Source organism: Pseudomonas sp. LF-5 (assembly GCF_037626295.1).
GTDB classification, from domain to species: Bacteria; Pseudomonadota; Gammaproteobacteria; order Pseudomonadales; family Pseudomonadaceae; genus Aquipseudomonas; species Aquipseudomonas monsensis.
This window is the reverse complement of sequence record NZ_JARKMT010000001.1, coordinates 702276-715063: the sequence shown is the minus strand read 5'-3', so window position 1 is coordinate 715063 and position 12788 is coordinate 702276. Positions and strand designations below refer to the sequence as shown.

Here is a 12788-nt window from a genome sequence, read left to right as displayed (position 1 = left end):
GAAGGGGCGGAAGATGAAACCCGCCCTCCCCGGCGTCTATAAAACCAATAACGAGGTCTTTATGAATGCCCCTTTCGATCAGCTGTTCACGTGGCTGAAAGATCACAAGATTACCGAAGTCGAATGTGTGGTCAGCGACCTGACCGGCATTGCCCGCGGCAAGATCGCACCGACCAACAAGTTTCTGCATGAGCGAGGCATGCGCCTGCCGGAAAGTGTGCTGCTGCAAACGGTAACCGGGGATTTTGTCGACGACGACATCTACTACGACCTGCTCGACCCGGCCGATATCGACATGGTCTGCAAGCCCGTCGCCGACGCGGTCTACGTGATTCCATGGGCGATCGAGCCGACCGCAATCGTCATCCATGACACCTTCGACAAGTTCGGCAACCCGATCGAACTGTCGCCGCGCAACGTCTTGAAGAAAGTTCTGCAGCTCTACACCGACAAAGGCTGGAAGCCGATTGTTGCCCCGGAAATGGAGTTCTACCTGACCCAGCGTTGCGAAGACCCGGACTTGCCACTCAAGGCGCCGCTGGGGCGCTCGGGCCGTGCGGAAAGTGGCCGGCAGTCGTTCTCGATCGACGCCGCCAACGAATTCGACCCGTTGTTCGAAGACGTCTACGACTGGTGCGAACTGCAAGGCCTGGACCTCGACACGCTGATCCACGAAGACGGCCCGGCGCAGATGGAAATCAACTTCCGTCATGGCGACGCCCTCGACCTGGCCGACCAGATCACCGTGTTCAAACGCACCATGCGTGAGGCCGCGCTCAAGCACAACGTCGCCGCCACATTCATGGCCAAACCGATCGGCGACGAGCCGGGCAGCGCCATGCACATTCACCAGAGCGTGGTGGACATCGCCACCGGCAAACCGGTGTTCGCCAACGCCGACGGGCAGATGAGCGAGCTGTTCCTGCACTACATCGGTGGTCTGCAGAAGTACATCCCGAAAGTGCTGCCGATGTTCGCGCCAAACGTCAATTCGTTCCGGCGCTTCCTGCCGGACACCTCGGCGCCGGTCAACGTTGAATGGGGTGAAGAAAACCGTACCGTCGGCCTGCGTGTGCCGACCTCCAGCCCTGAAGCGATGCGCGTGGAAAACCGCTTGCCGGGCGCTGATGCCAACCCGTATCTGGCGATTGCCGCGAGCCTGCTCTGCGGTTACATCGGCATGGTCGAAGGCATCGAGCCGAGCGCTGCGGTACAAGGGCGCGCTTACGAACGCCGCAACCTGCGCCTGCCAATCACCATCGAAGACGCGCTGACGCAAATGGAAGAGTGCGAAACCGTTGCGCAATACCTGGGCGACAAATTCGTGCGCGGCTACGTCGCGGTGAAGCGTGCCGAACATGAAAACTTCAAGCGCGTGATCAGCTCGTGGGAGCGTGAGTTCCTGATGCTGAGCGTTTAAACCAGATCCGCACAAATCCTTGTGGGAGCTGGCTGCCCGCGATGGCGGCGGCACATTCAAAAATGAGGTCGAGGCTGCCGTTCTCATCGCGGACACACCTGCTCCCACAGGAAGAGTGAAACGCCTGAAAAACCCAATAATTCAAAGAGGTGTCGATATGCGTCTGTTGAAATCCATGGTCCCCGCTGCACTGGCGCTTTTGTGCAGTGCCGCCGCACTGGCCCAGCCCCAGGTCAGCGTCTACAACTGGACCGATTACATCGGTGAAACCACCCTCGCCGACTTCCAGGCCAAGACCGGCATCAAGGTGATCTACGACGTTTTCGACTCCAACGAAACCCTGGAAGGCAAGCTCCTCGCCGGCCGTACCGGCTACGACGTGGTGGTGCCGTCCAATCACTTCCTCGCGCGTCAGGTGAAGGCCGGCGCCTTCCTCAAACTGGATCGCTCGCAGTTGCCGAACTGGAAGAACCTCGACCCGAAACTGCTGGCACTGCTGGAAAAAAACGATCCGGGTAACGCGCACTCGGTGCCGTACCTGTGGGGCACCAACGGCATCGGCTACAACGTCGACAAGGTCAAGGAGGTGCTGGGCATCGACCACATTGATTCCTGGGCCGTGCTGTTCGAGCCGGAAAACCTGAAGAAACTGACCCAGTGTGGCGTGTCGATGATGGATTCCGCCGATGAAGTGTTCCCGGCGATCCTTAACTACATGGGCCTGGACCCGCGCAGCGAAAACCCGGAAGACTATAAAAAGGCCGAAGCCAAACTGCTGAGCATTCGCCCGTACATCACCTATTTCCACTCCTCCAAATACGTGTCCGACCTGGCCAACGGCGATATCTGTGTGGCGTTCGGTTATTCCGGCGACGTGTTCCAGGCCGCCAACCGCGCCAAGGAAGCCAGGAACGGCGTGAATATCGCCTACGCGATCCCGAAAGAAGGTGCCAACCTCTGGTTCGACTTGCTGGCCATTCCCTCCGACGCGAGCAATGCCAAAGAGGCCCACGCCTTCATTAATTACCTGCTCGATCCACAAGTGATCGCCAAGGTCAGCGCCTCGGTCGGTTACGCCAACCCGAACCCGGCCGCCAAGCAGTACATGGATCAGGAGCTGGTCAATAACCCTGAGGTTTATCCGTCTCAAGCGGTGCTCGACAAGCTCTACATCTCCTCTACCCCGCCCCAGGCCATCATGCGTTTGATGACTCGCTCCTGGAGCAAAGTGAAGTCGAACAAATGAATCAGTACACCGAAGAACACGCGCGCTCCTATTACGCTGCATCGGCTCGGGCGAGCACGCCTTATCTCAGGCTGGACGGCGATGTGAGTGCCGATGTCTGCGTGATCGGCGGCGGCTTCACCGGGGTCAACACCGCCATTGAACTGGCTCAGCGCGGGCTGTCGGTGGTGTTGATCGAAGCCCGGCGGATCGGTTGGGGGGCCAGCGGGCGCAATGGCGGCCAGTTGATCCGCGGCATCGGCCATGCAGTGGACGGCTTCGCAAAATATGTCGGTCAGGAGGGCGTGCGCTATTTGCACCGTGCCGGGATCGACTCGGTGGAGCTGGTGCGCCAGCGCATCGCCGATAACGTTATCGAATGCGACCTGCGTTGGGGCTTCTGCGAGCTGGCCAACACGCCCGCGCAGTTCGCAGCCTTCCAGCAAGAGCAAGTCGATCTGGCCGAACTTGGCTATGCCCACGAAACCCGCCTGGTTGGCCCCGAGCAGATCCGTCAGCAGGTGGTCAATGCCGATGGGTATGCCGGTGGTCTGGTCGACATGGGCTCGGGTCACTTGCATCCGCTGGATCTGGTCCAGGGCGAGGCCCGCCTGGCGGCTTCACTCGGCGTGCGCATCTTCGAGCAGAGCCCGGTGCTGGAAATCATCCACGGCGAAACCGTGCAAGTGCGCTGCGCGGGCGGCAGCGTGCGCGCCGGCAGTCTGGTGCTCGGTTGCAATGCGCACCTGGACGACCTCGAACAGCAACTCAGCGGTAAAGTGCTGCCCGCCGGCAGCTACATCATCGCCACTGAACCGCTGTCCGAAGCACGTGCGCGGCAACTGATTCCGCATAACCTCGCGCTGTGCGACCAGAAAGTCGGCCTCGATTACTATCGGCTCTCGGCTGATCGACGCTTGCTGTTCGGCGGCGCCTGTCATTATTCCGGACGCGATCCGGCGGACATCGCCGCGTATATGCGACCGAAAATGCTCAAGGTCTTCCCGCAACTGGCGGACGTGCGCATCGACTACCAGTGGGGCGGCAAGATCGGCATCACCGCCAACCGCTTCCCGCAGGTCGGCCGGCTCAAACAGCATCCGAACGTGTTCTATGCCCAAGGTTATTCCGGGCATGGCCTGAACGTGACGCACTGGTGCGCGAAGCTGCTCGGCGAAGCCATTCATGCCGGGCACAGCCAGGGCATGGATGTGTTCAGCGGCGTGCCACATATGACGTTCCCCGGCGGCCCGGCCCTGCGTTCGCCGCTGCTGGCACTGGGTATGTTCTGGTATCGCCTGCGGGAAATCCTCGGCTGACGCAATATCGTCCTGGTGGCGAGGGTGCTTGCTCCCTCGCCACAAATCACGGCCCCCTCACGCTGTTCCTTAGCTCGCGAGCTATACACATTTGCTCTATCGCCAAGCACTTCTATATTGATGAAGTGCTTTTGCGTTCCTGACGCTCAGTGTGCCCAATAAACCAAGGAGGACCTGGATGAAGTCGTCAGCCGTCGATGAGCCGCGAGCACCGGGCCAGGCCCCGATCAAAACCCGACGCTTCAGCATCTCGCTGGTGTGGATCGTCCCGATCGTAGCAGTGTTGGTGGGCATTTCGTTGGTGGTGCACAACCTGATGCAGGAAGGCCCGACGATCATCGTCAACTTCAAGACCGGCAGCGGCCTGACGGCCAACAAGACCGAGGTCAAATACCGCAACGTGGTCATCGGTCAGGTGACGGGCGTCGAGTTGAGTGGCGACCAGAAAAGCGTCGACGCCACCATCAAACTGGCCAAACAGGCGCAAACTTTCACTCGCGAAGATTCACAGTTCTGGGTGGTGCGCCCACGCATTGGCGCCGGCGGTGTTTCAGGCATCGACACCCTGCTTTCCGGTGACTACATCGGTGCCGACATCGGCCAGTCCAATAGCCATTCAAAGCACTTCAAAGGTCTGGAGAATCCGCCGCCGATCACCTATGGCGAACCTGGCAAGCGCTTCATGCTGCATGCACCGGACCTCGGTTCGCTGGACATCGGCTCTCCCGTTTACTACCGCAAGATTCCGGTCGGCCAAGTGGTCACCTACGCCCTCAACCCCGAAGGCAAAGGGGTCGATATCGAGGTGTTCATTCACTCGCCGAACGACGCGTTCGTCACCGAAAACACCCGTTTCTGGAATGCCAGTGGCATCGACATCAATGTCGGTGCCAACGGCTTCGCCGTGAAGACCGAATCGCTGTCGACCCTGCTGGTGGGCGGTATTGCCTTCCGTGCCCCGGATTACAGCCCCAACGATGTGGCCGCCACCGACCACAGGGATTACGAACTGTTCGCCGACCAGCAGACCGCCCTCGCCCCGCCGAACGGCAAGGCGCAATACATGGTGTTGCGTTTCGACCAGTCGTTGCGCGGACTCAGGGTCGATGCGCCGGTTGAGTTCCTCGGTATGGAAATCGGCCGGGTCGTGGGCATCAACCTGGACTTCGATGCGAAAAAACGCACGTTCCCCCTCAACGTCGGCATCGTCATTTATCCGCAGCGTCTCGGTCAGGCCTATAAAAAGATGCTCAGCGAATTCAAGCATGACCCCAACGACGAAGCCGCCGGCATCCGTCTGCTGGGCACCTTCGTCGATAATGGCCTGCGCGCCCAGGCCCGCAGTGGCAACCTGCTGACCGGCCAGTTGTACATCGCGCTGGACTTCTTCCCGAAAGCGGAGAAAGTCGCGTTCGATCCGAGCGCTCGCCCGGTCGTTTTGCCGACCGTTCCCGGCAGTCTCGAACAACTGCAGGAAAAGCTCGAAGCGATGGTCGACAAGCTCAACAAACTGCCGGTTGAACGCATTGCCGGTAACCTCGACAGCAATCTGGTCGAGCTGCGCAAAAGCCTGACGCAGTTCAACGCGAAAACCCTGCCGGGCGTGCAGAACACCCTGGCCGAAGTGAGCAAAACCTTGCAGTCCGCCAGTTCGACCTTGGCCGAAGATTCGCCACAGCGTGAAAAACTCACCGAAACCCTCGATGAACTCGGGCGCATGTCGCGCTCGCTGCGGGAGCTGTCGGACTATCTCGGCCGGCATCCGGAATCGTTGATCCGTGGCCGTCCCGACAACGCCGCGCCGCTGGATCTGAAAGGGCCACCGCGCAATTGAGCACAGGAGTCAGACCATGGCTGCACCGTTGAAGATCACCGTGCTCGCCGCGTGCCTGTTACTCGGCGCGTGTCGCAGCGACCCCATCAGTTTTCACACTCTGACCCCGGTGCAATTGCCCAACACCCGGGCCGGCGCGCAGATCCCCATCGAGGGCATCACGGTGCCGCCGCAGGTCGACCGGCCGCAAATCGTCATCCGCCAGGGCAACAGCGGCCTGGCGATTCTGGAAACCCAATGGTGGGGCGCGAGTCTGGCGGATGAGTTGCGCAGCGCGCTCAGCGATCAACTGAGCAATACCGGCAGTCACGGCAATGTCTCGGTGCGCATCGACGTGCAGCGGTTCGATTCAATCCCTGGCCAGTACGGGCTGATCGACGTCAAATGGCGCCTGCGCCCCAGCGGTGCGGCGGACAACAGCCTGCTGACGTGTCGCTCCACGTTGCAAACGCCGTCAGGTCCGGGGATTGACGATCTGGTGGTCGCGCAGCAGAACAATGTCAGACGCCTGGCGGCCTTGATCAGTCAGGCGGCGGGCAACTCCCGCGCCTGCCCGCCAGTCTCGTGAATCGCCGGCGATAGCGTGACCGTGAAGCGGTAGCCATTAGGCTCGCAGGCGCTGGCCAGCACCATCAACGGCGCGCTCAATTCATGGCTTACGTCACCGGTGAAGAGCTTTTCCCGATTGGGGGTGGCTCTCAACCGGCCCACCGGCAACCAGAGCGCTCATCAAGGCGAACACGATCACAATCCGGATGGCGTGGCTTTGCTTGAGGTCCATCCGCTTCAATGACTCCAGTACCGATATCAGATCACCCCGCAAGCTTGCGCACGATGCCGTTGCTCAAAGGGCGCAGCTTCGCCTCCACTGTCGCTGTTGTTAAGTAGCGCCGATAAACAAAATGAGTATTTGAGTTTATTTATCAAATAGCCGTTTTAGTTAAAACACCGTGCGCCTCGCAAATTTTTCACATGTTCTTCACTGCTCCGCCACGACTGTGGACGTAGTGTTCAGCAGCCATTCAAGTAAATCGCCGTAGAGTAACTTCCTCTTGGGGCTTACGTTGCACTTTACGTGTGAACTGAATGGGACTCGGGAATGACAAGAGGCAACGTCGTGGTTGAATTAGTACAAATACAATCGGCATCCAAACGATGGGATCTGACTCGCCCGCGCACCTGGGCGGTGATCGCTGTCGGCTTGCTGCTGAGTGCACTGATTTGCGGCTTCGCCTGGATGCAACGCTCGCCCGCCAACCTGCGTTATGCCAGCGCCTCGGCCACTCAGGAATGGGTGAAAACCTGGCAGGCCGGCGAGGTGGTCGCGCTGGTGCGCCATACCGAACGTTGCGACCGCTCGACCAATACGTGCCAAGGGCCAGCAGACGGTATCACCCAGGTCGGCAGCACTGCTGCAACCGGCATCGGCCGTGCCTTCACGCAACTGGGGCTGCAGAACACCCAGGTCTTCAGCAGCCCGCTGACGCGCACCCTGCAGACCGCCCACTACATGTTCGACCACGACGCCGTGGCCCAGGAATGGCTGGAAGTGTGCGGTCCGACCTTGCGCAATGACGTCGTGGCGCACAAGACGCCCGGGCAGAACATGATCCTGGTGACCCACAGCGGTTGCATCAGCGACTTTGAGAAACAGACCGGCTATCCCCGTGCCGTCGCTGCGGAATATGGCAGCGCAGTGCTGGTGCGAATTGATCCCAAGGGTCAACTCAACGTCATTGGCATCATGAACCCGGACGGCTGGCCACAATTGAACAAATAATAAGCGGACATTTTTTGTGTAACTTTCCGGTATTTCGCAAGCAAGGCTCTATTTGGAGCTTTGGCACTTACTCATTTGTAATAAGAAATTTTTGTTAGTTTCAAAAACTCGAAATATTTCATTTTCGAGCTTGTCTTCGCGAGGAGAACTTAAAGCTGGAAGCAAACCCGTTCTCTGAATACAGGACACGCCCATCGGACGTGCTCGCCTCTGCATTCGTTCAACCCAGTGCCGCACCTGCAACGGACATCGCCAGGCCTTCACTGAAACGCACACTTTGTACTGCACCAAGGTCCAGTCATGACGTCTATTAACAAGCCGCTGCACCATGCAGCGTTGAATTTGCCGCGCCTCCACCAGAGCACCCTGATCGAGCGTTTTGCGATCCCCGGGCTGGTGCTGGCCTTCGTGGTGTTTTATCTGCTGCCATTGATGACCCACGGCTTGTGGACTCCCGATGAAACCCGTTATGGCCAGATCAGCCAGGAAATGCTGCAGAGCGGCAACTGGGTGGCGCCACACTTCATGGGCATTCGCTACTTTGAAAAACCGATTGCCGGCTACTGGATGATCGCCATCGGCCAAGCCATCTTCGGTGAAAACCTGTTCGGCGTGCGCATCGCCTCGGCGCTCAGCACTGGCGTGAGCGTGTGGCTGGCCTATCTGCTGGCCCGACGCCTGTGGAACAACCCGCGTCTCAGCGCCGCCTGCGCCCTCCTTTATATGAGCTTTGGCCTGATCGCAGGGCAAGCCGGCTATGCCAACCTCGATCCGCAGTTCACTTTGTGGGTCAACCTCAGTCTGGTGGCGATCTGGTTTGCCATCGACAGCAACACCCCGTGCGCGCGCCTTGGCGGCTGGGCATTGTTGGGATTGGCTTGTGGCATGGGCTTGATGACCAAAGGTTTCCTCGCCTTGATGCTGCCGGTGCTGATCGCCCTGCCCTACATGATCTGGCAACGGCGTTTCGGCGAGTTGGTGCGTTATGGCCTGGTCGCTGTTGTGGTGGCCGCTCTGGTCAGCGTCCCCTGGGCACTGGCCGTGCACGCCCGTGAACCGGACTTCTGGCGTTTCTTCTTCTGGCACGAACACATCCGCCGCTTCGCCGCCGGTGAAGACGCCCAGCATGCACGCCCATGGTGGTTCTACCTGCCGCTGCTGTTTGCCTCCACCTTGCCGTGGGCACTGCTGTTGCCGTCGACACTGCTGCGCACCTGGCGCGAAAAGCGCGATCCGAAAATCGGCTTCCTGGCTTTATGGTTCGTGCTGCCGCTGGCATTTTTCAGCGCCAGCAGCGGCAAACTGCCGACCTACATCATGCCGTGTCTGCTGCCATTGGCCTTGTTGATGGGCCACACACTGATGGGCTGGCTCGATCGCCAGGACGCTCGCGTCTTGCGCACCAACGGCGTGGTCAACGTGGTGCTGGCTGTTGCTGCACTGATTGCGCTGATCTATTTGCAAGCAACCCGCGAAATATACGAACACACCGAAATGTTCAGCCTGTCGCTGGCTTACATCGTGCTGCTCGGCTGGCTGATTGCCGGCTCGCTGCAAACCTTGCGGCCACTGGCGCTGTGGACCATGCCGGCGCTGGGCATCGGCCTGCTCGTCGCGCTGTTGCCGGCCGCCATGCCGGCGACCGTCGTCAACAGCAAGATGCCGGATCAGTTCATTGCCGAACACCAGCAGGAACTGAGCGCAACCACCTCGTTGCTGAGTAACGATCTGGGCGCTGCGTCGGCCTTGTCGTGGCGCCTGGGACGCCCGCAGGTGGATCTGTTCAACACCGTTGGCGAGCTCAAGTATGGCCTCGATGATCCGGCCATGGCCTCGCGCAAGGTCAGTCTGGACGGTGTTGCGCAGTGGATGGCCGACGCCCGTAAAAAAGGCTCGGTCGGCGTGGTGATGCGAGTCAACAGCACTTCGGACGCTCAGCAACTCGAGCTGCTGCCCATCGACGGCAAGCATTACCGTCGTGGCCAACTGGAAATCCTTATTTTCAACCAGAGCCAACCATGATCCAGACCAAGTCTGAACGGGGACCGTTGCTGCTCCTGCTGGCGGCGACTGCCCTGCTGTTGCTGCTCGGCCTGGGCAGTCGCGAACTCTGGGGCGCTGAAACCCGCTGGGCCAACATCGCCCTGCAGATGCTGCAAAGTGGCGACTATTTCGACCCGTACCTCAAGGGCAGTCCGTATTACGACAAGCCGCTGCTGTCGTACTGGCTGATCACCGCCACCTCGTGGTTCACCGGCGGCCTGGGGCACTGGTCGTTGCGCTTGTCTTCGGTCATTTCCGCGTGGTTCAGCGTGTGGCTGGTGTACCTGCTCGGTGAACAGCTGTTTCGCAAAGGCACCGGGCTGATCGCTGGCTGGATGCTGGCGACCACCTTCTACTTCGTGTTCTGGGCGCGGGTCGCCACCGCCGACATTCTCACGGTGTGCGGTGTGCTCGCCGCGGTCTGGTGGTACTGGCGCGGGCCGGATGACAGCCGATTCTGGCGCTACGTGGTGTTCTTCGGCTTGCTGACGCTGACCTCGCTGTTCAAGGGCTTGATCGGCTTCATTCTGCCGGGCCTGGTGCTGCTGCCGCACCTGCTCAGTGAGCACCGCTGGAAACGCCACCTCAATCTGCGGTTGCTCGCGGCGCTGGTGATCGCCGGGGCGTTTTACATGACGCCGTTCGTGCTGTCGCACTTCTACGGCGCGCCCACCTACGAGCAAAGCGGTCTGGGGCTGGTGTTGCGCGAGAACGTCGTGCGGTTTTTCCAGCCGTTCGACCAGTTCGGGCCGATTTACACCTACCTGATCTACCTGCCGTTCTACACCCTGCCCTGGGCTCCGTGCTGGCTGATCGCACTGTGGGTCGCCGCGCGAAACTGGAAGCACATCGAACCGGATACCCGCTGGCTGATCCAGGGGCTTGCGTTGTTGATGCTGTTTTTCACCGCCAGCGGCAGTCGTCGCAGTTATTACGTCTTGCCGCTGGTGCCGTTCGCGCAACTGCTTGGCGCCTGGTGGGTCACCCGGCGCCTGGCCGAACGCAACAGTGAAGGCCATGGGCTGAAAATCGGCTTTGCTGTTGCCACGGCGCTGCTGGTCGCAATACTGGGTGTGCTCTACCCGTGGACCAACAGCGGCGGTGGCGTCATCCGTTTCGGCGAGCAGGTTCGCCAGCAGGCCAGCGAACAGGCACCGCTGAATCAGTGGCGCATGGTTATGGTCGAGGTGGACAACAAAGTCCCGATGTACCTGCAAACCGGCGGCGCGCCGTTCTATTACGTGGCAGAAACCCAGGACTTCCCGCGCAGTGGCGATACCGCTGCGTTAATGACCTGGCTTGAACGTGCCAGTAGCGAACACTGGGATCCGCAACGCACGATTGTCGTTGCGCAGTACCGCAACGGTGATGCAATGCCGCTCGACTACCTGAAAACGGACCACCAGGTCATCATCACCACCCCCACCCGTGGCGAGCAGGTATTCCACGGACGCGCAGACCAGAGCGTGGCCTATATTCCCCGTTCCTGATTGATGCCGTAGACAGCGACAAGGGCCGGGTCGCGACAATTTGAATGGCAATGACAATTGGCGGTCATGCGCGCCGGACGGCTGGTGCAATCCGGGCATCCGATGGACCTTTACCGTTATCCGGACGATGAACAGACTGCGCACTTCCTCGGTGAAGCCGTGGTCTTGCCCGCACGAATCGAGGCCGGTTGGGCGCACTGCGATCTGGGTCAGGTGCCGGTCAACAGCAACGGCTTCACCGGCGCCGCGCACATCATGCTTCGCCCCGAACAATTGCAGATCGCCGAAGTGGCGAGTGACCGTCAGGGATGTCATGCGACCGTCACTGAGCGCGACTTTGCCGGCAACACCTGTACCTTGACGGTCGAGCTGAGCGCCTCTACCACGCAAGCATCAGCCCGTTCGATCCTGGTGCGCAGCACCGGCATGCACGCCCCGTCCGCCGGCAGTTCGGTGTACCTGTCAGTGCTCGGTGCGGCGCATGTGTTTGGCCTGGGCTGATCAGAGATCGAAGCGATCCACCGCCCGCCGCCGCTCGTTGTCATCGCGCACATCGTAGTTGGCGGTGGTCTGGATGTTGCTGTGATGCGCCAGTTTCTGTGCGATCGACAGGTCGTGTTCCTCGATCACCCGGGTGATGAATGAACGACGGAAATCGTGGGGCATGATCTTCACCCCGACCTGGGTGCCCCGCTGCCGGGCGATGTAATAGATCGCGTGCTTGGTAATGCGCTCGCGGGTGATGTGGCTGCCACGGCGAATGCGGTTGAACAGGAAGCCATCGTCGCTCTCGCCCTCCTTGAGGTGTGAACGGCGCAATTCGAGCCACGCATCGAGTTTGGCGAACGCCCACGCCGGGGCGTACTTGATCAGTTGTTTGTTGCCCTTGCCGGTGACCGTCAGGCTGCGTTCAGCGAAGTCGACCTGATTCAGATCCAGATCCACCGATTCCGATTTGCGCATGCCGGTGCCATACAGCAACGCAATGATTGCAGCGTCGCGCAGGCCTTGCGGGCGCGGGTCGGCGGCACAGACTTCCATCAATTCGTGAATCAGCGTGCGCTTGAGATTACGCCCCTGGGACAGTCGCGTACCGGCGATGCCCTTGACCGAGCGCATCTTTAAAAGATGTTCCTGACTAATCAGACTCATACGCCAGGCCTCATTCATGACCCCGCGCACGGCATTGACATACAGCGAAGAAGTGTTCGGCGCGTAGTTGTCTGCGCGCAATGCCGCCACCAGCGCTACAACATCTTCGGGCTGCAGGGCGTGCCAGGGAATCTCTTCGACATTCATGTCTTCAAAACCCAGGCGATCAGCCGCGTCTTGTAGTACGTAGCGCATGGTGAGTTGGCTGGAAGGCGCCAAACGCGCGAGGTACAGACTCATCGGGTTGGGTTTCGAAGCGACCGGGGTTGCAGCAACTAAATCAATCAAACGTTAAACCTTGAGTAAAAAGTGTACGACACAACAACAACTAACAAATGCAATGTACTTGAAGTAAAGAAGGCACTTGCCCGCACTGCCGGACAAAAACTGCGATGGACGGCACAAGCCTGAACAGCGGCTGTATAAGTGACAGATAAACAATTCGCCAACCGGTTTTTCATATTCCTTTCACAAAAACCGGCATAACCTTAATTCCCATCGGTTCAGTGGCGGCCTTGCCCAACC

At 59.9% G+C, this 12788-nt stretch carries 10 protein-coding genes and 1 pseudogene; 9 read left to right on the top strand and 2 right to left on the bottom strand.

The genetic code is table 11. From position 1 onward, the window contains the following. The first annotated feature begins 61 nt into the window (after positions 1-61). The 5 genes from PseuLF5_RS03290 to PseuLF5_RS03270 all read left to right on the top strand — a co-directional run bounded on the left by PseuLF5_RS03290 (position 62) and on the right by PseuLF5_RS03270 (position 6366). Positions 62-1420, top strand: coding sequence for a glutamine synthetase family protein (locus PseuLF5_RS03290; protein ID WP_123468828.1), 1359 nt, complete (start codon positions 62-64; stop codon positions 1418-1420). Between the two features lie 157 nt (positions 1421-1577). After that, the gene (locus PseuLF5_RS03285; RefSeq protein WP_128615389.1) at positions 1578-2666 is read left to right on the top strand and encodes a polyamine ABC transporter substrate-binding protein; all 1089 of its coding nucleotides are present in this window, start codon (positions 1578-1580) and stop codon (positions 2664-2666) included. Then, positions 2663-3964: an NAD(P)/FAD-dependent oxidoreductase gene (locus PseuLF5_RS03280; RefSeq protein ID WP_267794680.1), complete on the top strand. Its 1302-nt coding sequence runs from the start codon at positions 2663-2665 to the stop codon at positions 3962-3964. The genes PseuLF5_RS03285 and PseuLF5_RS03280 overlap by 4 nt, the downstream gene beginning before the upstream one ends. A gap of 178 nt (positions 3965-4142) precedes the next feature. Continuing rightward, the gene (locus PseuLF5_RS03275) at positions 4143-5798 is read left to right on the top strand and encodes a PqiB family protein (protein ID WP_340132916.1); all 1656 of its coding nucleotides are present in this window, start codon (positions 4143-4145) and stop codon (positions 5796-5798) included. A gap of 16 nt (positions 5799-5814) precedes the next feature. Beyond that, positions 5815-6366: a PqiC family protein gene (locus PseuLF5_RS03270; RefSeq protein ID WP_123468836.1), complete on the top strand. Its 552-nt coding sequence runs from the start codon at positions 5815-5817 to the stop codon at positions 6364-6366. Here the strand turns inward: PseuLF5_RS03270 and PseuLF5_RS03265 are convergent. After that, positions 6324-6500, bottom strand: a complete 177-nt coding sequence (locus PseuLF5_RS03265; protein WP_340133284.1) for a hypothetical protein — start codon at positions 6498-6500, stop codon at positions 6324-6326. The genes PseuLF5_RS03270 and PseuLF5_RS03265 overlap by 43 nt on opposite strands. A 397-nt stretch (positions 6501-6897) precedes the next feature. On the opposite strand from PseuLF5_RS03265, the gene PseuLF5_RS03260 reads away from it, so the two are divergent. From PseuLF5_RS03260 to PseuLF5_RS03245, 4 genes and pseudogenes are all read left to right on the top strand, one after another. Next, positions 6898-7578, top strand: coding sequence for a histidine phosphatase family protein (locus PseuLF5_RS03260; protein WP_222832876.1), 681 nt, complete (start codon positions 6898-6900; stop codon positions 7576-7578). A gap of 300 nt (positions 7579-7878) precedes the next feature. Next, positions 7879-9600 (top strand): lipid IV(A) 4-amino-4-deoxy-L-arabinosyltransferase, encoded by a 1722-nt coding sequence (gene arnT / locus PseuLF5_RS03255; RefSeq protein ID WP_340132915.1) that lies wholly within the window; start codon positions 7879-7881, stop codon positions 9598-9600. Then, positions 9597-11111, top strand: coding sequence for an ArnT family glycosyltransferase (locus tag PseuLF5_RS03250; protein ID WP_340132914.1), 1515 nt, complete (start codon positions 9597-9599; stop codon positions 11109-11111). Before arnT ends, PseuLF5_RS03250 begins: the two co-directional genes overlap by 4 nt. Positions 11112-11165: 54 nt before the next feature. Then, positions 11166-11612: pseudogene (locus tag PseuLF5_RS03245) on the top strand (TOBE domain-containing protein); the annotation flags it as partial. On the opposite strand, the gene PseuLF5_RS03240 reads toward PseuLF5_RS03245, so the two are convergent. Next, a complete protein-coding gene (locus PseuLF5_RS03240) occupies positions 11613-12503 on the bottom strand; it encodes a site-specific integrase (RefSeq protein WP_222834486.1) in 891 nt (296 codons plus the stop codon). Positions 12504-12788 lie beyond the last annotated feature (285 nt).

Coding starts and splice junctions, on each gene's coding strand:
- PseuLF5_RS03290 (WP_123468828.1), top strand. CDS start 62: ATGAATGCCCCTTTCGATCAGCTGTTCACGTGGCTGAAAGATCACAAG.
- PseuLF5_RS03285 (WP_128615389.1), top strand. CDS start 1,578: ATGCGTCTGTTGAAATCCATGGTCCCCGCTGCACTGGCGCTTTTGTGC.
- PseuLF5_RS03280 (WP_267794680.1), top strand. CDS start 2,663: ATGAATCAGTACACCGAAGAACACGCGCGCTCCTATTACGCTGCATCG.
- PseuLF5_RS03275 (WP_340132916.1), top strand. CDS start 4,143: ATGAAGTCGTCAGCCGTCGATGAGCCGCGAGCACCGGGCCAGGCCCCG.
- PseuLF5_RS03270 (WP_123468836.1), top strand. CDS start 5,815: ATGGCTGCACCGTTGAAGATCACCGTGCTCGCCGCGTGCCTGTTACTC.
- PseuLF5_RS03260 (WP_222832876.1), top strand. CDS start 6,898: ATGACAAGAGGCAACGTCGTGGTTGAATTAGTACAAATACAATCGGCA.
- arnT (WP_340132915.1), top strand. CDS start 7,879: ATGACGTCTATTAACAAGCCGCTGCACCATGCAGCGTTGAATTTGCCG.
- PseuLF5_RS03250 (WP_340132914.1), top strand. CDS start 9,597: ATGATCCAGACCAAGTCTGAACGGGGACCGTTGCTGCTCCTGCTGGCG.
- PseuLF5_RS03240 (WP_222834486.1), bottom strand. CDS start 12,503: ATGAGTCTGTACCTCGCGCGTTTGGCGCCTTCCAGCCAACTCACCATG.